We start from the raw sequence: 20,851 nt of genomic DNA, 5'->3' as shown, positions 1-20,851 counted from the left end.
GTCGGATCGCCTTGCGAGGGTGCGCGAAGCATTTGCCTGGATGGTTTCACAGAATCCTTTATTCAACTGATTTCAAAGGATTTCTTGCAAGTTACGGGCTTTCCCAGCCGGATCGCCCGGAAAGCAAAAGGCTGGGGGCAAGAGGTTGTTTCGGGGTAACAAAACGCTATTGTCGCGCCCCGGTCGGGGCGCGGCGTGGTGCCTGACCGGTCGCCACGTCCGTGGCGAACCCATTCCGCGGCCCCGCTCGTTCAGGACCGCACCAGACCAGGTTTTCCAGGACTTTTATGCCAAGCAAGGTTCGCATTGCGCTTGACGCCATGGGGGGCGACGGCGGCGCCGCCGTGGTCATTCCGGGCGCGGCCATCTCGCTTGGCAGGCATCGCGGCACCGAGTTCCTGCTGGTCGGGGACCGCGCCAAGATCGAGCCCGAGCTCGACCGGCACCCCCAGCTCAAAGCCGCCTCGAAGATCATCCACACCGACGTGGCCGTCAGTGGTTCGGACAAGCCGAGCCAGGCGCTGCGGCGCGGCCGCAAGACGTCCTCGATGTGGCTTGCCATCGACGCGGTGAAGAAGGGAGAGGCGGATGTCGCGGTCTCCGCCGGCAATACCGGCGCGCTGATGGCGATGTCGCGCTTCCCACCTGCGCACGCTGAAGGGGATCGATCGCCCGGCGATTACCGGGATCTGGCCGACCCGGCGCGGCGAGTCCGCCGTGCTCGACCTCGGCGCCACCATCGGCGGCGATGCGCACCATCTGGTGGCGCTGGCGCTGATGGGCGCCGCGATGGCGAGCGTGCTGTTCGACAAGAAGCGGCCCACGGTGGGGCTGCTCAATATCGGGACCGAAGAGATCAAGGGTCACGAGGAAATCCGCGAGGCCGGGGAGATCCTGCGGGCCAGGAACCTGCCGGAGCTCGACTATATCGGCTTCGTCGAGGGCGACGGCATCGGCAAGGGGCTGGCCGACGTCATCGTCACCGAAGGCTTCAGCGGCAACATCGCGCTCAAGGCCGCCGAGGGAACCGCCAGGCAGATGGCCGAATTACTCCGCGACGAGATGAAGCGGAGCTGGCTGTCCAAGCTCGGCTATCTCTTTGCCCGCAGCGCCTTCCAGGCCCTGCGCGACAAGATGGACCCGAACAAGTCCAATGGTGGCGTGTTCCTGGGTCTGAACGGCTTGGTTGTCAAAAGCCACGGCGGAACCAGCGCCGAAGGCTTTGCCTATGCGATCGATGTTGGCTATGAGATGGCTCACTACGATCTCCTGAACAAGATCAATCAGATGCTCAACCGCGAGGGTGGTGCACTCAATTCGGTGCAGGCCGCGCAGGAGGTTGTTTCGTGACTCAAATTCGTTCGGTCGTGCTCGGCTGCGGCTCCTATCTGCCGGAGCAGGTGGTGACCAACGCCCAATTGGCGGCGCGCATCGACACCTCCGACGAGTGGATCGTGCAGCGCACCGGCATTCGCGAGCGCCACATCGCGGCCGAGGGCGAGTTCACCTCGCATCTGGCGATCAAGGCGGCGCAGGCCGCGCTCAGCGACGCCGGCATGGATGCGCAGTCGATCGACCTCATCGTGCTGGCGACCTCGACGCCGGACAACACCTTTCCCGCCACCGCGGTCGCCGTGCAGAACGCGCTCGGCATCAACCACGGCGCGGCCTTCGACCTCCAGGCGGTCTGCTCGGGCTTCGTGTTCGCGCTCGCCACCGCCGACAATTTCCTGCGCACCGGCGCCTTCAAGCGCGCGCTGGTGATCGGGGCCGAGACCTTCTCGCGCATCCTCGACTGGAACGACCGCGGCACCTGCGTGCTGTTCGGCGACGGTGCCGGCGCGGTCGTGCTGGAGGCGCAGGAGCAGCCGGGCAATGCCGCCACCGACCGCGGCGTCGTGACCACCCATCTGCGCTCCGACGGCCGCCACAAGGCCAAGCTGTTCGTCGACGGCGGGCCATCCTCGACCCAGACCGTCGGCCACCTGCGCATGGAGGGCCGCGAGGTCTTCAAGCACGCGGTCGGCATGATCACCGACGTCATCGTCGATGCTTTCCAGGCGACCGGGCTCAATGCCGACAGCATCGACTGGTTCGTGCCGCACCAGGCCAACAAGCAGATCATCGACGCCTCCGCCCACAAGCTCCATATCGCACCGGAGAAGGTGGTGCTGACGGTGGACCGTCACGGCAACACCTCGGCGGCCTCGATCCCGCTGGCGCTGTCGGTGGCGCGCAAGGACGGCCGCATCAAGAAGGGCGACATGGTGCTGCTGGAAGCCATGGGCGGTGGCTTCACCTGGGGCTCGGCGCTGGTGCGCTGGTAGAGCCACACTCGATAAAATTTTGCCGGAATCAGCCGCGATTATCGATGCGCCTGCATTGATGAGCGCTGTTGACCGCCGTATCGTAAGCTCATAATTTCAGACAACAATTGTTCGCCGTGAGGTGGGGCAGGGCGATGACCGATCAAAGTAAAACCGTAACGCGAGTCGATCTGTGCGAAGCCGTCTACCAGAAGGTGGGCCTGTCGCGCACGGAATCGTCCGCCTTCGTGGAACTGGTGCTGAAGGAGATCACCGACTGCCTGGAGAAGGGCGAGACGGTGAAGCTGTCCTCATTCGGGTCCTTCATGGTGCGCAAGAAGGGCCAGCGCATCGGCCGCAACCCGAAGACCGGCACCGAGGTGCCGATCTCGCCGCGCCGGGTCATGGTGTTCAAGCCGTCGGCGATCCTGAAGCAGCGGATCAACGGCCAGCACCGCGCCAACGGCGACGCCACCAGCAAGGCTCAGCAAGAGGCGTAACCCGCCTTTTCGGAAAGGACTGGCATTTGGACAAGGCGCCGGATGCGTTCCGAACCATCAGCGAAGTAGCGCAGGAGCTCGACATCCCGCAGCACGTGCTGCGGTTCTGGGAGACCCGCTTCTCGCAGATCAAGCCGATGAAGCGCAGCGGCGGCCGCCGCTATTACCGTCCTGATGACGTCGACCTGCTCAAGGGCATCCGCCGCCTGCTCTACGGCGAGGGCTATACCATCCGCGGGGTGCAGCGGATCCTGAAGGAGCACGGCGTCAAATCGGTGCAGGGCCTCGCCGACAGCGCCGCCGCGGTCTCGTTCGGCGCCATCGAGGACGCCATCGGCGCCAGCCTGATGGAGCCCGAGGACGAGGAGGCGCCGATCAAGGGCGTCACCGACACCGACGATGACGATTACCAGGGCGACGAAGAGGAAGGCATCGACTTCCGCTTCACGGAGGTCGATGACGAGGAGATCCTCACCACTTTCCGCAAGGGCGGCACCCCCGCCGGGCCCACTGGTCCCAGCGCGCTGGACCGGGAGCGCCTGGGACGGGCGCTCGCCGACCTCGTCGCCTGCCGCGAGATGCTGGACCAGGCGCTGAAGGACGGGTAGGGGCCGCATCCGGCCGGCTTGCGGGCAGTTCCAGGGCCGTGGGCGGCTGGCACCAAAATGCTGCGGCCTCGCCTTGCGCATCGCGCCGATCCTAGCTAATGGAACGACGTTCGGAGCGTGGCGCAGCCCGGTTAGCGCACTAGTCTGGGAGACTAGGGGTCGGAGGTTCAAATCCTCTCGCTCCGACCATTTTATCCAAATCATTTTTCGGGCGGATCGACCGTGCGCAAGGCTCACGCCGGCGGGGCCGCGTGCGCGACGATCGGCAGCGGCTGGCTGCTTCGATGGGGCGGCAAACTAAAATGCCTGAAAACAACCCCATGCACAGTAGCGATGTCATTGATGGGATGATGGTTTTCCGAATCGCTTCGAGGCGTCGGGCAGAACTGACTTTTGATGTTATGAGGATAAAGCAGGCGCGTGTCGGGATGCCGGAAGTGGTCAAGCGCGAAGTGACGCGGCATCTGGTCAATGGGTCAGCGACTTAATTGCTCAAAGCCGAGATGGTCATCAGCGGTTAGTGCGGATATTTGGCTCGGCTACGGAGCTTATCCTTCCTTCAGAGGCCGACCAGTTAGGAGCTGAAGGCAGAGCGGGTTATCCTAAAATCCGACGCGAGAACAGGTCGATCACCGCCGCCACATAGAGTCAGCCCTCGGCGGTCCAGAGACAGGTGAAGTCGGCGATCCACTTCTGGTTCGGCCGCTCGGCAGCGAACTGCCGGTCCAGCAGGTTCGGCGGCTGAATTGCCTCACAGCAGTTTAACCGTTACCTTCGCTTTGCCTCCGTTGTTCGGGTAAAACGTGTCGCTGAGCCACGGCAGGCCGATCACCGCGTCGTTGACGTAGAGAAACAGCTCGCCGCTGCGTGCAGCCTTGAACGTTGCTTTGTACGTCTGCGGTGTCGTGTTCGGAAGCGGGATCGGATCGAGGAAATACTCGTCCACGCCGGTCTCGCCCACCCGCGCAATGATGCGGTACCAGGGTCTGAACAGGATGCGGCGAAGGAAAATGGCGCTGCGAAACTTCCACCGGTTGGCAAGCTCGACCGTGGAGGTTCGGAAACCAGCAGGTGTCGTCGGCCGCTCGGCGTCGGTCCAGGGCTCGGTGACCGCGATTCTGATCTCATACGATCGACCGGAAAAAACCTTCAGGCCTGTTGGCGCACAGATCGCCGACGTCGCAAGGTCCGCGCCGTCCTGGTCGATGCCCTTGTTGACCGGGATAAGCGTTGCCTCCGCCGTGCCCTTGCAGAATGCTCCCATCGAATCCGCAACATTGAACAGGAAATGGCTCGCGACCGTCGCGCCGAACCAGACCATCACCACCACCAAAAACAGGGGCAGGACGTGCCGCTTCGCGGCGCGGATGACAAACTGATAGGCCGGGTGGGTCCTGAACGCGTAAATGGCGTCGTGCATCAGGCCGGAGAGCGGCACCGGCGCCGCCCGGTCCCGCCACAGCAGGCGCATCCGGTCCTTGATTTTGGCGCTGAGGCTACCGCCAAGAACCATAAGCAGGATCACGGCGGCGATGCCCCCGGCGAACCATTCAGGGTTTGCGGCGTACCAGTCTGTCCACCAGTGGAGTGATTTCGGCAGGAAGGACTCGATGAACCGCACGAGTTCGGAGACCATCCGGATCGGCGACTCGAACTCATGCTCCTTGATGCGGTCGTGGAACAGCCAGAATGCCGCAAGATGCAGCGTGGCGGCCAGGGTGGCGAAATACGCCAACCGACGCATCCAGACGAAATTCCAGAGCTTTTCCTGTGCCGCAAAACGGGCGGTTGCGCCCGCTGGCGTTTCGAATGTCGTCGTCCCGAGCGGCGTGAGCTTGCCGTTGCGGGAAACCACAAGGTATTCCGGCGGCAAGCCGATCGGAGCATAGGCATTGCAGCCGCTGTCGATACGGTCGAATACACTCCGTGGATCTTCGGCAACTTGACGCTGACGCCGACATCCGGGTCATTGCACAGGTCAGAGACCTTCCGCGGGCCATAGCGATAGTAAGAGCCGAGGCCGGAACGCGAGTCGTAGAGGCGGCCGTCCTTGTCCTGCGCCGAATTGATCAGTTTGATGGAGTCTGGGTCTGCGAAGGGTGCCTCCTTAAAAACGAGACCGCGCTTGATGGACTCGTCCACAAGCCAAGACAGCGGTACGAACGAAACGGCATCGTCGGGATAACCTCCGCCCACGTTCGCGTGCATACCGACGAACCAGACCTGGACCAGGCGCTCGTCGTCAATGGTGGTGGGCAACGCCGGCTTGGATTCGCCTTCCTCGGTCCAGAGCACGGGATGGAACGTCGTCCGCTCATCGTCGAGCGCAAGCGCATGCCTTGCGCATTGGACACGTTGGCTCAAGATGCGATTCGGGAGCTCAAGCGGCCATATCCAGTTGCTGACGCCCCGCGTCATCTCATCCATCGGCAGGCCGTAGGCCGCGACCGTGTCCCACACGCCGATGAACTCTATGGATGGGATGTCCTTGCGGACGATTTTGGCATAGGGCTTGTTGCCCTGCAGGAAGTCCAGCACCGGCACCAGGACGTAGTCGCGCACGGCGCGGAAGAGCACCTCGATCCGTAGGATCGAATGGTAGCCCTTGGCCCGGTAGGCCCTGTAAGCCTTGACCGCGCCATTGTGCAGCTCTGCTTCGGTATCCGCCACCACCAGGCCCTGCTGAAGAATGAGCGCGCCGAGGACGCGCACGGTGAACGCGCCACGGCTGAAGCCGAAGAGGTAGATCTTCGAGTGGTTCTGGTGATCGTAGTTGCGGCAGATGAACTTGTAGGCGTCGAGAATGTTGCGCTTGAGACCGTATCCGAATGCGCCGCCCAGCACTGCGAGCGGCACGAAGGACGAGGTACCTACGCCATCGTCGTATTTCGCGGCCTGGCTGTTGCCTTCCAGGTCGAGTGCCTGGAACATCCGCCAGACGTTGGTGCGCCAGACGCTTGAGGCGGCATTGCCGGTGCCGTCAGACAGGATAATAATCTTGGGGCTGGCCATACGAGCGCCCTCCCTGAAAACTGATCGACGAATGCAGTGAGCGTAACAGGTGCCGACAAGAGTTCAACCTGGGATAGTCGCTGTTCAAATCTAAAATGTTAGACAAACGTCTGGGCGACTGCCTCTCAGAGATCACCCCCGTTAGAAATCAAAAGCGGAATGCGCCCATCGCCCTTCATGCGGAGATCGATCGTAGTGAAGCAGGTTGTTTCGACCGAAACTGCAGGCCTGCATTCTTCTCGTTCGATAGCTGCCGCGAAGTGGAACGGCGCGAACACCATGAAACTCCTCAGAGACAATGATACTGACCAGAACAGCCACCCGAAACGCGTGCGCCTAGCCTGAGCGCTGGCTTCCTCAAGAAAAACAACCCGTTTTGCGGATACGACTATTTTCCTATGAGCCGGTCGCATCCCGCTAGAGATTCAATGCCCCCCGAGGAGGAGTGCAGGAAAGGCGTGGACCTCGCCGTTGTAGGCTTGACCTCCGCGAGCTGGCCGGTGCGGGGGAATCTGCTCGGCGAGCACGCGACGCAGTTCGGGGTCGATGCGATGGGCTTCCATCGCGACCGTGATGGCCGGCGCGGTTGTCAAACGTCCGTCAAGGCGGCTGCCGCGAATCCGCCCCGCGAGCGGCCTGCGCCACCGTTTCGGCGCCGCGCAATACCAGATGTTCGAGGGCGCCGGTGACTTCCGGCGCTCTCTTTTCATCCACCAGACTCTCATGTGGAGATTTCTCCACGCGCTTCGACCAGGATCTGTAGTAGGCAACCGCGGTCATGATCGCGATTCCTGCGGCTCCGACGAGCAGTTGAGCGGGGATGCCGTTCCCTGCCAACTGCAGGATGAAGTAGCCGATGAAGGCCAGGAGAATGCCCACACAAAACACTTCGAGGGAGTGCTGGCCGCACTTCACCAGGGGGTGCCAGATGGCGGCTTGTAGCCCGCTCGCATCGATCGGTATGAACCGGGCACCAAGGATGATCAGCACCATCAAATGAAGATAGCGGTAGGGCGCCAGATTGGTCTTGTCGTTGGGATTGAAAAGCTCGAACACGGCCGGCGCAAACAAGGCCCGCAGCTGGGGCTGGTGACCAGCCAGCGTCATGAGCGCCGCAAAAATCAAATAGGCGATCGCAGCAACCAGCACGATCCTGGACCGCAGCAGGAAATGCAGGCGCCCCGCACCCGTCAATGCGAGCCACGCGCCCGTCACAAACAGAAGCTGCCACGCCAGTGGATTGAAGTACCAGCCTCCCGACGGATAGGACGGCAGGTTCCAATGGAATTGCCGCGCAGCCAGATACAGCAGCACCGACCCGATCATGACGGCATCGGGAAATCTCAACATCAACCAGAGGATCGGAGGAAACAGGCCCATCAAGACGACGTAGAGCGGCAGCACGTCCAGGTTCAGAGGCTTGTATCTCAGCAGGAGCCCCTGCGTCATCATCTCGCTCGGCGCGCTGGTGACCGGTGCGGCGTTGAACAGATCGATCAGATCAGGCGCGTTGAACCTCTCCGACAGGAAATGGACGAAAGCCAGGTAGATCACGAATAGCAGGATATGCGCCGTGTAGATTTGCCATACGCGCCTGTATAGCCTGCTGGCGCCGAACACAAAGCCCCGCTCCATCTTTCGCGTATAGACGAGCGCGGAGGTGTAGCCGGAGATGAACACGAACAGGTCGGCCCCGTCGCTAAATCCATAATTTCGGAACGAACACCACGCCAGCACCGTGCCGGGGACATGGCCGAGAAACATCGCCCAGTTGGCGAGGCCGCGAAACAGGTCGAGACGCAAGTCACGTTGATGCGGTGGCAGCGCAAGCGCGGGCTTCATTCTGCTTTCCATCGTGTAACGATTCACGATCGATGTCCGCGATCCAGCATTGAGAAGCCGCCGAGACGCTCACGCTAGATGGCAGGCTGAGAGCCTCGTTTCAAAAGGATCAAACGTGTCTTCGCCCAAGGCAACCGGCAGTCGTCGGCAAAATCCTTAGCGGCCTTCCGCGAGTTCAGTTTGATGCGGCCAGTAGAACAATGTTGGCGCGCTGAGGCCAGCGGGATATTGACCTGAGTCAAGCGGCCTGCCGGGAGCCCCCGGTATTATGTATAACAGCTTAGTCCCGAGCAAAACGCGCGCGCGGTGTTATCGGGCCAGGCGAGGTGGGCGTTTCCTCGATCCGTCGTGTTCGGATCAGTAGTTTTGCGGGGCCGTCAGGCGTGGCCCTTGATCTCGTAGTGGCCCGGCACGCATTTGTAGCGCTCGAGGCGCCAATTGGCGTGATAGATCGGATGCTCGCCCATCCATTTCGCGAGGGGGCCTGTGCGCCGACCGCGCACTGCATCATCGAAATCTCGGGCGTCATGTTGCTGTCGGTCACGATTTCCTCGACACAACTGCCCGAGCTGGCTGCGCTCAGCCGGCAGAGCACGGCTACGACGGTCACGAACATTCCTGTCACCTCATCGGTTGCTTCTGACCACGACAAGGATGCAAGCGGAGTGCCAGAGCCTGTGACACGCAAACAACACGCTGGCCTGGCCGACTCGACCCAGCGTCCGAAAGTCCATTTGGCGATTCGGATTGTAAAAAACCTGCCCCTAAACCGAAGCCGGGCAAATACGGGAACCGGGTGAATACGGCTCCGCCCCAGCCGGCGCGCCTGGCAACGGTGCTCCCCGTGACGACGGAGCAAGCGCCTCGTCCTTCGAGACGACCGCTTTCAGCGGTCCCTCAGGATGAGGCTGACAAGCATCGCCGCGTGTTGAAACTGGCGCAACGCACTCCGCCCTCATCCTGAGGGCCCGCCAACGGCGGGCGTCTCGAAGGATGTGCCGCGGGCGAGGCGCCCAGATGCAGAGAGCGTCATCACGTGAGCTCCCTTTAGTCCGCACGCCGAAATATGTGATGCCGGAGGTTGCATCGCCGATCCGCTTTCATTTGCCGATGCAGGGCTGCTACATTTTGCGCGCGCCGGCGGGCGGCGCTGCGTCGAAGAAACATACCGACAAGGGAGGGGCCGAAAGTCCCATGAAGGATTTTGCTGGAAAGATCGCGGTCATCACCGGCGGCGGCACGGGCATGGGGCGCGAGCTCGCACGGCAACTGGTCGCCGAGGGCTGCAACGTCGCGATGTGCGACGTCTCCGAGGCCGCGATGGCCGAGACCAAGCGGCTGTGCGAGAGCGAGAAGCTGCCGCAGGGTCTGCGCGTCACGACCCATGTCGCGGACGTTGCGATCGAGGATCACCTGAAGCGTTTCCGCGACGAACTCGCCGAGCAGCAGAAGACGGACAAGATCCATCTGCTGTTCAACAATGCCGGCATCGGCGGCGGCGGCAGCCTGTTCACCAACACGCGCGAGCAGTGGGAGCGCACCTTCAACATCTGCTGGGGCGGCGTCTATCTCGGCGTGCGCACCTTCCTGCCGATGCTGGTGGCGGCGGACGAGGCCCACATCGTCAACACCGCGAGCGTCAACGGCTTCTGGGCCTCGATCGGCATGAACCAGGCGCACACCGCCTACAGCTCGGCGAAATTCGCGGTGAAGGGCTTCACCGAAGCGCTGATCAACGACCTGCGCCTGCATGCCCCGCACGTCAAATGCTCGGTGGTGATGCCCGGCCACATCGGCACCTCTATCGTCTCCAACTCGCGCAAGGTGCAGAGCGCCGACGGCTCGGAGCGGCTCAGCGACGACGAGGTCGCCCTGACGCGCAAACGCATGATCGCGGCCGGCGTGCCGGATGCCGACAAGATGTCGGACGAGGATGTCCAGGCGGTGTTCGCCGAGCGCGCCCGCAGCTTCCTGGAGGATGCGCCGACGACGGCGGCACAGGCTGCCAAGATCATCCTCGACGGCGTCAAGGCCGAGCGCTGGCGCATCCTCGTCGGCGAGGACGCCAAGCGCCTCGACGAGCGTGTGCGCGCAACGCCCGAGCAGGCCTATGACCGCGCCTTCTACGAAAGCTTTACACAGGAGGTCGGCTGGCGGCTCGGTTGAGGGCCTTGGTTGAGAGTCTTGATTGAGAGCCTTGGCGGACGCGCCAATGTAGGTAGGATAATCATCATGACAAGAGGTGCGCGTGCGATGATGCGTGCCACCTCTTGCCAATGTCCGGCCTTCATGCCGGATTGGAATGACACGCATGCGGCGTGACCATTCGTTCAAGCGATGGTGATCTCGAACGGCGCTCATTCGGTGCGCGGCTGCTTGGTCAGCGAACTGAAATGGTTTAGTAAGTCAGGGATAACGCGATGATAGAGCGTAGCTCCCGATGATGCCCGCATGCCTCTCCGACGACTGGACCCTTTGCCCGGAGCGAGAGGACATCTCCGCTGAGTTCACGCGGCTGCTGACCGCGGCCCAGGAGGGCGGCGCCACCATCGCCGAATGCCTGATGATCGCGCGGCAGCTGAAGCGGGGCGACGACGGCTCCTGGCATCGGGAGTGGAAGAAGCTGGCGCAAGCCAACCGGCACCGCGCCGAGGCCGCCTTCGCGGACGGCCACATGGCGAGCGCACAGCGCAACTGGCTGCGGGCCATGAACTATTATGGTGCGGCGGCGATGCCGCTGGAGCCGGACGACGAGCGCCGCTGGGTCGCCGTGCTCGCGATGCAGGAATGCGCTCGCCGCTACCTTTCGGCGCGCAGCCCGGCGGGCGAGGTCGTGACCATTCCCTGGCTCGAGGGACATGCGCTGCAGGGCTACTTCGTCCCCGCGCCGTCGGGCAGTGTGCGGGCGCCGACCGTGATCTGCATCGGCGAGCCCGGCCATCGCAAGGAAGAATTCCTGTTCAAGCTCGTGCCGCACGCGCGCGAGCGCGGATTCTCGTTGCTGGCGCTGGATCTGTTCGGCGAGCAGCGCGACGATTACATCGAGGCGCTGTTGCGGCGCCGCGATCTCGAGAGCGCGATTCCCTGCGTCATGGACTATCTGGAGGCGCGCAGCGACATCGATTTCGCGCGCGTCGGCATCATTGCCGATGGCTGGGGCTCTTCCTTCGTGGCGCGCGCGGTGCTGCAGGAGCCGCGGTTTGCCGCCGCGGTCTGCGACGGCGGCCTGTGGGATCTGCACGAGCGGGCTTTCTTTGCCAGCCGATTCGCGCTGAGTGACGTCAGCATCGTGCCGGTGCCGCATGCGCCGCTGATGGCCTCCAGCGCCGACTGCCCGGTGCTGATCACGCTCGGCGAGGACGGCTGGCTCAAGGCCGACCGGGCGCGTCAGATCGTCCAGAGCTCCCGGCTCGGCAGCTCGAACGTGGCGTTGAAGGTGTTCACTGCGGCCGAGACCGGCGCGGCGCAGTCCCATGCGGACAATCCGAGCCTTGCCAACGAATACATCTTCGACTGGCTCGAATCGCGGCTCGGCGCCGTCGCCCGGCGGATCTGAGCGCCTGAGGGCTAGAAGTCGAGGGAGATCCGGACGCAGGCCTTCTCGAGGCGATTCTTCAGTGTCGCGAGCTTGCCGGTGAATTCCGTCAGCTCGTCCTCGTCGAACTCCTGGAAGACGAATTCGCGGATCGACTTGTATTGCTCGTTGAGGCTTGCGATGTGCTTCTGCGTCTTCTCGGCCAGCGACAACCGCACCACGCGGGCATCGGTCGGCGAGGGACGACGGCGCAACAGGCCCTTCTTCTCGAGCAGCTTGGACTGGGTGGTGACGAAGGACGGATCGACGTGGAGGAGCTTGGAGACGACGTTGACCGGGATGCCGTCGTCCTTGTCGAGGTCGGAGATGGCCATCAGGATCAGCCATTGCGGGCCGCTGATGCCGAGCGTCTTCGCCCAGAACTGACGCAACTCCTCCAGATACATGTTGATCGACGAGATCTCCCAGGTGAAGCGCCTGATGATATCCAGATTGCCGGTCGAGCGCAGGCGCGCTCCTTCTTTCCTCGTCGCGGACACAGCGTCACTCCCGTGAACCGATTGTTCAGGCCGGTGTTCGTGGAAGGCCATAGTCCACGCAAGCCTGCCCTGACGCAAGTGCAGAGCAGGGTAATTTCGTCACGAAAACTACAAATATGACCAGCTCAGCAGATCGGCTGGGGCCCTCGAGTGTTGCCCGCGGGGCACACGGTTAGTGAAACCACAAAGCTTAGTAGATAAAGTATTTTGAGTAGCTGTTTGGCGCAGTTATGTTGCTCGTGGCGGTGGGGGGTACTCGATCGTCCCGTTGCAGGTGGTTCGCTCACGTCCCTCGCGCCGAAAGCGAGTGTGTCCGAAAGCGCAAAGTGGCCGGGCGGATTTGGAGAGACGGGGATCTGGGGGCCTCACGGTCCAGTCTCCGTAAAATGAGCAACTTGGAGGTTTTAAATGAGAATGGTGAAGAGCCTTTTGCTCGGCACTGCGGCGGGACTGATCGCCGTCGGCGGAGCTCAGGCGGCTGATCTGCCCGTGAAGGCCAAGGCGGTCGAATACGTGCGGATCTGCTCGCTCTACGGTGCGGGTTTCTACTACATGCCGGGCACCGACACCTGCATCAAGCTGGGTGGTTACGTCCGCGCCGACATGATCCTCGGCGGCGCCGGCGACTACGGCTTCCAGAACAGCACCACCAGCGTGAACGGCGGATCAAACAACCGTCTGACCAACTACTACTACAGCCGCGCTCGTCTGGACTTCAACGTCGATACCCGCACTGCGACCGAATACGGCGTTGTTCGCACCTACGCCGACCTGGTCGTCAGCTACGACACCACGAACGTCACCGGCAGCAGCCCGTCATCGGTCTCGACCAGTGCGGCTTCGCTCGCTCTCTACCACGCGTTCATCCAGTTCGCCGGCTTCACCTTCGGCCGCACTGTCTCGATCTTCGACGCTCCCTGGCAGAGCTATATGGCGGGCGGGCCCGACACGATTCCGGGCGGCTCCAACCACGTCAACGGCGTCAATCAGGTTGCCTATACGGCCGACTTCGGCCAGGGCATCACTGCTTCGTTCGCGCTGCAGGACGAGACGTCGGCGAACAATGGTCAGTCGAACCTCTGGAACGTGTCGTCGGGTACGGCGGCGCAGTTCGTGACCGGCGTCTATGGTGCCAACGCCTGGGGCGGCACGCGGTCGCCCGACATCATCGGTCAGGTTCGTGTCGATCAGGCCTGGGGTCTGGCTCAACTGTCGGTTGCCGCGCATGACATCCATGCCGCCTATTACGGCGCGAATGAAGCCACCGGTCATCCCTCCGACAAGTGGGGCTGGGCCGTCGCGGGTGCCTTGTCGATCAAGAACATCCCGACCGGCGCGGGTGACGCCATCAACCTGCAGGCCGTCTACACCGACGGTGCGACTCGCTACAACTTCCAGAGCCTGTTCCCGCAGAGCTTCTTCATGTTCAGCGGCAGCAGCAACGGCGCGTATCAGAGCACCGGCTTCGCGGGTCTTGCTGACGGCGTGTTCGGAACGGGTACCGGCATCGATACCGTCAAGACCTGGGGCTTCCGTGGTGGCTACACCCACAACTGGAGCCCGAACTGGGCGAGCGGAGTGTACGGTGGCTATGCCCAGCTGAAGTATGGCGATTCGGGCAAGGCCCTGATCTGCACCAACTTCGCTGCGATCGCCGTGGCCGGTTCAACCTGTAATCCGGACTTTAACTTCGCGGTGGTCGGTGTGAACACGGTGTGGACCCCAGTCAAGAACCTGGCGTTCACTGCCGACTTGAGCTGGTCGCGTCTGGACCAGAAGTACTCGGGCGCAATCAACAGCCCGGGCATTGCCAGCGCAGCCAAGCCGGCAGCCGTGTACGAGCTGAAGGATCAGAACTCGGTCAGCATGCTGCTCCGCGCTCAGCGTAACTTCTAAGATCGATCCCGTTGATCGACCAGAGAACCCCGGCGATAAACCGCCGGGGTTTTCGTGTGCTTTCAATCCGGTTTTCTCCGAGCCTGAGCGAAGCTCCGGCGCACGAGCAATTCGATTTCCTGTGACAAAAAATCCCGGAAATTTCGCTGCGTCTGCTCCTGATAGTTATTTACTTACGTGAGTTACTAAGCTATATAGAGCCAAGCTGACAATGCGAATTGCGGCTCCTGGCTTCATGCTAGGCCTCCGAAACCTCCGGCAATGCCCTGCCGGAGGTTTTTCGTTTTGCGGCGAGCCTTCCGCATCGCGCTTTAGACGCGTGCGACACGCAGGCGGGCGTTCGGCCGGTAGGCGAGGCGGCTGTGGCCGGCGCAATAGGGCTGGCCGTCGGGCGCGGAATTGCCGCAGAAGCAGAAATCCTCGGCGCCTGGGCTCGAGGATCGGCCAGCGGCAGCGGTTCTCGGTCAGCTCCAGCAGCGAGCAGCGGTTGGCCTCGTCGATCGGCCCGGCGACGGGAGCGTCGCTGTCGCCATAGATCGTGGCGAGCATCTGATATTGCAGCCGCGGCACGGCCTTCGCCCGCGCCGCGCCTCGGTCCTGAACCTTGCGCTCATCACCGCTGCGGCCGCGCGTCAGGTTGAGGCGGGACAGCTTGCCGATCACGGCATTGCGGCTGACGCCGATACCGGCGGCGATCTCGCGGCAGGAGAGGCCGGCCTCGAAGTGCCGCTTCAGAAGCTCGATGCGTTCGTCGGTCCAAGTGGGTGAGAGAACAGGCATTTGTAAACGGTCCCAGGTTGCAGGTGCCGGCCAACCGCCGCGAGATCCGTCCGCCTCACGCCCCGAGCGCGCTCACGTCCTGCCATTGTCGCGGATCGACAAAAGTCCGTCCTTGATGGCGAGACGGATGCCTTCCTCGATCAAGGTACGAGCGACGCCGGGAACGCTGGTGCCGTGGGTGCCCTGTCTCACCAGCTTCTCCAGGTAGGTGATGGTCGAGAGCGCCAGGGTTACGGGAATGCGGTCAGTCTCGGCTTTTTCGGTGGCCATGGCCCGAACGCTAGCCTCTTACTCGGGTACATAAAAGTAACGATTAAGACTCTATTTAGGTTCAGGGGTGGAAGTCAAATGCAGGCTGTGCTTGACGCCCAGCATATTGGAATCGCTCCGGAAATTACCCATGCCGCAGCGCGCCGCGCGGCAGCCCGGTCGGCGTCGGGGCTTCAACAGGTCGAGGAAGGGCTGCTTGGCTCAGCCGTGCACGATGGCCTTTTCGATCATGCAATGGATGCCCTTGGCGCCGTTGACGGTCTGGGTCACCCTGAGGTCGGCGGCGAGGCTGCACAGCGTGTAGGCATCCTCGCGCGACAGGTTTCGCCTCTCGCCGAGCAGCGCGATCATGTCCCGTAGCGCGCGCACCACGCATTGGTCGAGGTCGGGGTCCATCGCCATGGTCATGTAGTGGGTCGCCGTCTCGGCGCGCGGATAGTCGAACCTGAGATCCTTGCGCAGCGTCAGGCGGAAGCGGCCCTGCAGCGCGGTCTCGATCGCGGTAACGCAGACCTCGCCGTCGCCCTGCACGCCATGGCCGTCGCCGCAGGAGAACATCGCGCCGGGCACGAACACCGGCAGATAGAGCGTCGCGCCGGCGCCTAACTCCTTGTTGTCGAGATTGCCGCCCATGGCGCGCGGGATCAGCGAGGAGATCCGTCCCCAGGCTGGCGGCGGCGACACGCCCATCACGCCGAAGAACGGCTTGAGCGGCAAGTCGAGGCCCCACGGCATGCGGCCGGTCATCCGGGTACGGTCGAGCGGGATGTTCAGGATACGCGTCTCGTGGAAATCGTCGGGCAGGGTGCCGGCCAGCGGCTTGATCATGTTCCAGCCCCAATCCTGCCGAAGCTGAACGTCGAGGATCTCGACCGCGAGCACGTCGCCGGGCTCGGCGCCCTCGACCGCGATGGGGCCGGTGAGAATGTGGCCGGGCAGCATGCGCTCGTTCTTCGCATGAACCTCGAACATTTCGGGCGGAATGTGAAACTTGTCGCGGTCGGGCAGCATGTCCGGACCGCCGCTGATGGTGTCGACCGTCACTTCGTCGCCGCTCGCGACGGTGAGGACGGGCTTCAGCGCGGCTTCGAAGAAGCCCCAATGGCAGGTCCTGGGGCTGGAATGCAGGTGGTGATGGGTCATTTGCCGCGTCCGCTCGCTGTGATCAGGCCGGGCTTGACCCGGCGATCGATCCTCTTTCAAGAAGCTGTCTGAAGATCGCCGGGCAGGTCAAGCCCCGCGCAGACCGGCCAGCTCATTCCCGCGAGGCTCCCCTGTTTTTCGTTCTGTCCAAGACAATCGGTACCGCGCTGCTGCCGATCAACCTTCTGGTCGAGCTCGGCATCGTCTCGCTGGTGCTGATGGCGACACGCTATGCCGCGCTCGGCCGCAGGCTGGCCGCGACCACGCTGGTGCTGCTGGCGCTGGCGGCGTTCTCGCCGCTCGGCAATCTCCTGATCTATCCGCTGGAATCGCGCTTTCCGGCGTGGGACGGCTCGCGCGGGGCGCCCGACGGCGTCATCGTGCTCGGCGGCTCGGTCGACACCGATCTCTCGGCGGCGCATCGCACGCCCGTCGTCGCGCACGCCGCCGATCGTCTGTTCGCGCCGGCCGAGCTCGCGCGCCGCTATCCGAAGGCGCGCATCGTGTTTACCGGAGGCAGCGCGAATCTCGTCTCCACCGATGCCAGGGAAGCTGACTATTCCGCGCCGATCCTGGAGAATCTGGGCATCGCGAAAGAGCGCCTGATCCTCGAGGCGGAATTCGCGGAACACCTGGGAGAACGCGGTCTTCACCAAGCAGCTGGTGACGCCGAAGCCGGGCGAGCGCTGGCTTCTCGTGACGTCGGCCTTCCACATGCCGCGCTCGGTGGGAATTTTCCGCAAGGCCGGATTTGACGTCGAGGCCTATCCGGTCGACTGGCGGATGGGCGGGCGTGACGATCTGTTCTCCTTCACCAACATGGCCGCGGACGGGCTGCGACGGACCGAAGTGGCCGTCCGTGAGTGGATCGGCCTCGTCGCCTACCGCCTGATGGGCAGGACCGGCGAGTTGCTTCCGGGACCTGCGAAGGACTAGAACGAGACCGCACAACAAGAACACGCGGCGCACGATCGCTGCGGCCGGAGGAAGCCATGCAACAGCACAGTGCAGACCGCATCGATCTTGCCGGCCTCGTCGCCGACCTCAACAGCCTGCTGCGGCTGAAGACAACTGTGATCGGCATGAAGCTGTTCGCGCAAGCGGCGGAGATGGAGGCGATCCCGAAAATCCGGCGGCCGAACGCGATCCACACCACCGACCAGATCGTCAGCATGGCGGCGCGCCTCGGCTGGACCGTCGGCATCACCGCCGACGACCTCGTGGGCGCCCAGTGCCGCGCGGTGATCGGGCTTAGCCCGCAGGATGACAAATGGCTCGCCGGCGAAAATTACGTCGGGGTCTGGCACGGCACGGCGGAGGACGCGCGCAAGCGCCAGGAGGCGCTGGACGTGGTTCCGTTCGGACAATATCAGGCGCTCGCCGTCAGTCCGCTCGCGAGCGGCCGGCTCGATCCGCCCGACATCTGCCTCGTCTATGCGACGCCCGGGCAAATGATCATCCTGATCAACGGGCTGCAATACACCGGCTACAAGAAGTTCGAATGGGGCGTGGTCGGCGAGACCGCCTGCGCCGATTCCTGGGGGCGGGCGCTCAAGACCGGGGAGCCCAGCCTGTCCTTGCCATGCTATGCCGAACGGCGCTATGGCGGCGTGCCGGACGAGGAGATGCTGATGGCCTTGAAGCCCGCGCATCTCGCCAAGGCGATCGAGGGCATGAAGGCGCTGGCGAAGAACGGCCTGCGCTATCCAATCCCGCCCTATGGCATTCAAAGCGACGTCCGCGCCGGCATGGGCGTGAGTTACGCGAAAAAGTAAGGGACGAGCATGAGCTCTGCGAAATTCGACATCGTCGTCTACGGCGCGACCGGTTTCACCGGCCAGCTCGTCGCCGAATATCTGGCGGCGCATTACAAGGACGACAAGTCCCTGGCATGGGCGATGGCCGGCCGCAGCCTCGACAAGCTGAAATCGGTGCGCGATGCCATCGGCGCGCCCGCCGATACGCCGCTGATCGTGGCGGATGCGTCGGACGCGGCGTCGCTGAAGGCGATGGTGGCGCAGACGAAGTCGGTGATCACGACGGTCGGGCCTTATCTGCTTTACGGCAATGAGCTGATCGCCGAATGCGCAACCACCGGGACGGACTATTTCGACCTGTGCGGCGAGGTGCCGTGGATGCGCCGCATGATCGACGCCCATCTCGCCACCGCGCAAAAATCGGGCGCGCGGATCATGTTCTCCTGCGGCTATGATTCGATTCCATTCGAGCTCGGCACATTCTTCGTTCAGGAAGAGGCGAAGCGTGCGTTCGGCGCCGCCGCTCCGCGCGTCAAGGGCCGCGTCCGTGCGATGCGGGGGACCTTTTCCGGCGGCACTGCGGCAAGCAGCAAGGCGATCTTCGAGGCGGCCTCGAAGGACGCGAGCCTGCTCGCGCTGCTGCGCGATCCCTTCGCGCTGACGCCGGACTTCCAAGGTCCGAAGCAGCCGCCGGGCAACAAGCCGGTCTATGACGAGGATCTGAAGACCTGGCTGACGCCGTTCTTCATGGCCAACATCAACACCCGCAACGTCCATCGCTCCAACATGCTGCTGGGTTTCCCTTACGGCCGCGACTTCGTCTACGACGAGATGCAGATCTCCGGGCCGGGCGAAGAGGGTGAGGCGATGGCGAAGCAGATCGTCGCTGCCAACAACCGCTTGGCCACGCAGGCGCAGCCGAAGCCGGGCGAGGGCCCGTCGAAGGAGGAGCGCGAGAACGGCATGTACGATTTGCTGTTCGTCGCGATCGCGCCTGATGGCCGCCAGGTGCGCGCATCGGTGAAGGGCGACCGCGATCCCGGCTACGGCTCGACCTCGAAGATGATGGCCGAATGCGCGATCTGCCTGTTGCGCGACGCCACCGACGTGCCAGGCGGGATCTGGACGCCGGGCGCGGCGATGCAGCACAAGCTGATCAAGCGGCTGGTCGATCACGCCGGGCTGAAATTCGAGGTGGAAGGCTAGGTCGACTCTCGTTGGATGGGCAGTGCGAAGCGTGCCCACGATTGTCGCGATTGGAGAGAGATCGTGGGCACGGCGGGCAAAGGGCGCGCCTTTGCTCACCCTACGGCAGCGTTCGTGCTGCTACACCGCCCGTGCGTCATAGGCGTACATGAAATCCATGCCTTTGGCTCCGAGCGGCAACAGCCATTTCAGCATCTGATTTCTGACCCACGCGCCGGTGGCGCTGAACTCGCGCTTGTTGTTGCCGTTGCGGCGAGCGATGGCGACGATCTTTTCCGTGCGCGGGCGGCGCTCGACTTCGAAGGCTTGGAAGGTGGCGCCGAGCTCCTGACCCTCCTTCATCAGGCGGGCGAGCCGCATCGCATCTTCCAGCGCCAGCGAAGCGCCCTGGCCGGCGTGGGGGCTGGTCGCGTGCGCGGCGTCCCCGATCAGCAGCGAGCGCTTGCGGGACCAGGCCGGCAGGGTCGCGACGTCGAGCGTGTCGGTGACCACGATGTTCTCGGCGGCCTCGATGATCGCGGGGATCGGATCGTGCCAGCCGCGATGGAAGCCGCGCAGGTGCTGCTGCAACGTCGCGTGGTCGAGCGCGCGAAACATTGCCGCGTCCATGCCGTGCGCGGGCTGGGTGCTCCACCACATCACGCCGTCGTTCGGACCCGGACTGCAATAGCCGTAGCCGAAGAAGCCGCTGCGGCCGAAGGTGGTCTCGACGTGGCGGCCGATCGACCGGCCGTTGAGGACAGCGTGCGGCACGAAGCCGCCAAAGCCGATCAGTCCGGTGTCGAACGGCTGCGGCCCATCGGGCACGACCTGGCGGCGCGTGACGGAATGGACGCCGTCGGCGCCGATCAGGAAGTCACCTTCGGCGGTGGTGCCGTCGGCGAAGTAGGCGATGATCGGCTGGTCGCCGCGATCCTCGATCTTGATCAGGCGCTTCTCGAAATAGAGCGAGACGCAAGCGCACCAGGCCTTGTCGATCAGGATCTCGTTCAGCGTCGCACGGGAAATGTTGACGGCCGGCTGGCCGAAGCGCCGCGCCATGTCGCGGTTGATCGAGCCGAGCTTCTGGCCGCCTTGAGAATAGAAGTCGAAGGCCTCAGCGACCGAGCCGCGGCCGGTCAGCTCGTTCGCCAACCCGATCTCGTCCATCACCTTCATGCCGTTCGGCGCGATCTGAAGGCCGCTGCCGCTGCCCTTCGAATAGGGCCAAGCCTCGTAGATCGCGGATTCGATGCCGGCGCGCCGCAGCAGGATCGCGGCCACGGGCCCGGCAATGCCGGCGCCGATGATCAGCGCCTTGCGGGGACGATAGGACATGGCTTGCTCCCAACGTTTCCGTGGTGCTAGGAGAAATTACGGCCACTAAATCTCTTAGTGGCTAAGATATATATCGACTAAGATATGAGGCCGACCTTGTCAAGGACGAAGGCGCGCGCGGCGCTGTTGCAGGAGCTCGA

The 20,851-nt window shown here is 63.5% G+C and carries 17 protein-coding genes, 1 tRNA gene and 3 pseudogenes; 13 read left to right on the top strand and 8 right to left on the bottom strand.

Annotated elements, in window-relative coordinates; genetic code table 11:
* Nucleotides 1–287 precede the first annotated feature (287 nt).
* The 6 genes and pseudogenes from plsX (at nucleotide 288) to ACETMP_RS08600 (ending at nucleotide 3,902) form a co-directional block, all read left to right on the top strand.
* Nucleotides 288–1,350: pseudogene (gene plsX / locus ACETMP_RS08625) on the top strand (phosphate acyltransferase PlsX).
* Nucleotides 1,347–2,327, top strand: coding sequence for a beta-ketoacyl-ACP synthase III (locus ACETMP_RS08620; RefSeq protein ID WP_375160609.1), 981 nt, complete (start codon nucleotides 1,347–1,349; stop codon nucleotides 2,325–2,327). The pseudogene plsX and the gene ACETMP_RS08620 overlap by 4 nt, the downstream one beginning before the upstream one ends.
* Before the next feature lie 134 nt (nucleotides 2,328–2,461).
* On the top strand, nucleotides 2,462–2,806 hold the full coding sequence (locus tag ACETMP_RS08615; RefSeq protein ID WP_028136003.1) for an integration host factor subunit alpha: 345 nt from the start codon (nucleotides 2,462–2,464) through the stop codon (nucleotides 2,804–2,806).
* Nucleotides 2,807–2,832: 26 nt separating this feature from the next.
* On the top strand, nucleotides 2,833–3,414 hold the full coding sequence (locus tag ACETMP_RS08610; RefSeq protein WP_375160608.1) for a MerR family transcriptional regulator: 582 nt from the start codon (nucleotides 2,833–2,835) through the stop codon (nucleotides 3,412–3,414).
* Nucleotides 3,415–3,525: 111 nt separating this feature from the next.
* A tRNA-Pro gene (locus tag ACETMP_RS08605) sits at nucleotides 3,526–3,603 on the top strand.
* Between the two features lie 62 nt (nucleotides 3,604–3,665).
* A complete protein-coding gene (locus tag ACETMP_RS08600; RefSeq protein ID WP_375160607.1) occupies nucleotides 3,666–3,902 on the top strand; it encodes a hypothetical protein in 237 nt (78 codons plus the stop codon).
* Nucleotides 3,903–4,165: 263 nt separating this feature from the next.
* On the opposite strand, the gene ACETMP_RS08595 is transcribed toward ACETMP_RS08600, so the two are convergent.
* The 3 genes from ACETMP_RS08595 to ACETMP_RS08585 all read right to left on the bottom strand — a co-directional run bounded on the left by ACETMP_RS08595 (nucleotide 4,166) and on the right by ACETMP_RS08585 (nucleotide 8,268).
* Complete coding sequence (locus ACETMP_RS08595) at nucleotides 4,166–4,939, bottom strand: hypothetical protein (RefSeq protein ID WP_375160606.1); 774 nt, start codon at nucleotides 4,937–4,939, stop codon at nucleotides 4,166–4,168.
* Complete coding sequence (locus ACETMP_RS08590) at nucleotides 4,936–6,426, bottom strand: DUF2235 domain-containing protein (RefSeq protein WP_375160605.1); 1,491 nt, start codon at nucleotides 6,424–6,426, stop codon at nucleotides 4,936–4,938. Before ACETMP_RS08590 ends, ACETMP_RS08595 begins: the two co-directional genes overlap by 4 nt.
* Nucleotides 6,427–7,026: 600 nt before the next feature.
* Nucleotides 7,027–8,268 carry an OpgC domain-containing protein gene (locus tag ACETMP_RS08585; RefSeq protein WP_375160604.1) on the bottom strand — a complete coding sequence of 414 codons (1,242 nt, stop codon included), beginning with the start codon at nucleotides 8,266–8,268 and terminating at the stop codon, nucleotides 7,027–7,029.
* Nucleotides 8,269–8,723: 455 nt separating this feature from the next.
* Between ACETMP_RS08585 and ACETMP_RS08580 the strand changes: the two genes are divergently transcribed.
* From ACETMP_RS08580 to ACETMP_RS08570, 3 genes are all read left to right on the top strand, one after another.
* Nucleotides 8,724–9,068, top strand: coding sequence for a hypothetical protein (locus tag ACETMP_RS08580; RefSeq protein WP_375160603.1), 345 nt, complete (start codon nucleotides 8,724–8,726; stop codon nucleotides 9,066–9,068).
* Nucleotides 9,069–9,462: 394 nt separating this feature from the next.
* Nucleotides 9,463–10,434 (top strand): SDR family NAD(P)-dependent oxidoreductase, encoded by a 972-nt coding sequence (locus ACETMP_RS08575; RefSeq protein WP_375161865.1) that lies wholly within the window; start codon nucleotides 9,463–9,465, stop codon nucleotides 10,432–10,434.
* 274 nt (nucleotides 10,435–10,708) lie between these two features.
* On the top strand, nucleotides 10,709–11,824 hold the full coding sequence (locus ACETMP_RS08570) for an alpha/beta hydrolase family protein (RefSeq protein ID WP_375160602.1): 1,116 nt from the start codon (nucleotides 10,709–10,711) through the stop codon (nucleotides 11,822–11,824).
* 11 nt (nucleotides 11,825–11,835) lie between these two features.
* On the opposite strand, the gene ACETMP_RS08565 is transcribed toward ACETMP_RS08570, so the two are convergent.
* A complete protein-coding gene (locus tag ACETMP_RS08565; protein WP_375160601.1) occupies nucleotides 11,836–12,342 on the bottom strand; it encodes a MarR family winged helix-turn-helix transcriptional regulator in 507 nt (168 codons plus the stop codon).
* A 408-nt stretch (nucleotides 12,343–12,750) separates the two neighbouring features.
* On the opposite strand from ACETMP_RS08565, the gene ACETMP_RS08560 reads away from it, so the two are divergent.
* Entirely contained in the window at nucleotides 12,751–14,238 is a 1,488-nt protein-coding gene (locus tag ACETMP_RS08560; protein WP_375160600.1) for a porin, read from the top strand.
* A 311-nt stretch (nucleotides 14,239–14,549) separates the two neighbouring features.
* Here the strand turns inward: ACETMP_RS08560 and ACETMP_RS08555 are convergent.
* The 3 genes and pseudogenes from ACETMP_RS08555 to ACETMP_RS08545 all read right to left on the bottom strand — a co-directional run bounded on the left by ACETMP_RS08555 (nucleotide 14,550) and on the right by ACETMP_RS08545 (nucleotide 16,431).
* A pseudogene (locus tag ACETMP_RS08555) lies at nucleotides 14,550–15,018 on the bottom strand (GcrA family cell cycle regulator).
* Between the two features lie 72 nt (nucleotides 15,019–15,090).
* Nucleotides 15,091–15,288, bottom strand: a complete 198-nt coding sequence (locus ACETMP_RS08550; protein WP_007603456.1) for a hypothetical protein — start codon at nucleotides 15,286–15,288, stop codon at nucleotides 15,091–15,093.
* 201 nt (nucleotides 15,289–15,489) lie between these two features.
* Nucleotides 15,490–16,431, bottom strand: a complete 942-nt coding sequence (locus tag ACETMP_RS08545; protein WP_375160599.1) for an acetamidase/formamidase family protein — start codon at nucleotides 16,429–16,431, stop codon at nucleotides 15,490–15,492.
* Nucleotides 16,432–16,598: 167 nt separating this feature from the next.
* Between ACETMP_RS08545 and ACETMP_RS08540 the strand changes: the two are divergent.
* The 3 genes and pseudogenes from ACETMP_RS08540 (at nucleotide 16,599) to ACETMP_RS08530 (ending at nucleotide 19,394) form a co-directional block, all read left to right on the top strand.
* Nucleotides 16,599–17,367 (top strand): annotated as a pseudogene (locus ACETMP_RS08540) (YdcF family protein).
* Between the two features lie 56 nt (nucleotides 17,368–17,423).
* Nucleotides 17,424–18,206, top strand: coding sequence for a DUF169 domain-containing protein (locus ACETMP_RS08535; protein WP_375160598.1), 783 nt, complete (start codon nucleotides 17,424–17,426; stop codon nucleotides 18,204–18,206).
* A 9-nt stretch (nucleotides 18,207–18,215) separates the two neighbouring features.
* Nucleotides 18,216–19,394 carry a saccharopine dehydrogenase family protein gene (locus tag ACETMP_RS08530; RefSeq protein ID WP_375160597.1) on the top strand — a complete coding sequence of 393 codons (1,179 nt, stop codon included), beginning with the start codon at nucleotides 18,216–18,218 and terminating at the stop codon, nucleotides 19,392–19,394.
* A gap of 120 nt (nucleotides 19,395–19,514) precedes the next feature.
* Here ACETMP_RS08530 and ACETMP_RS08525 read toward each other — a convergent pair whose 3' ends face one another.
* Nucleotides 19,515–20,711, bottom strand: coding sequence for an FAD-dependent monooxygenase (locus ACETMP_RS08525; protein WP_375160596.1), 1,197 nt, complete (start codon nucleotides 20,709–20,711; stop codon nucleotides 19,515–19,517).
* Nucleotides 20,712–20,851: the final 140 nt, after the last annotated feature.

Origin of the sequence: Bradyrhizobium dasycarpum (genome assembly GCF_042019905.1) — a bacterium.
In the GTDB taxonomy this organism is placed as follows: Bacteria; Pseudomonadota; Alphaproteobacteria; order Rhizobiales; family Xanthobacteraceae; genus Bradyrhizobium; species Bradyrhizobium japonicum_B.
Note: the sequence above shows the minus strand (reverse complement) of the source record. Positions and strands in the feature narration are given on the sequence as shown.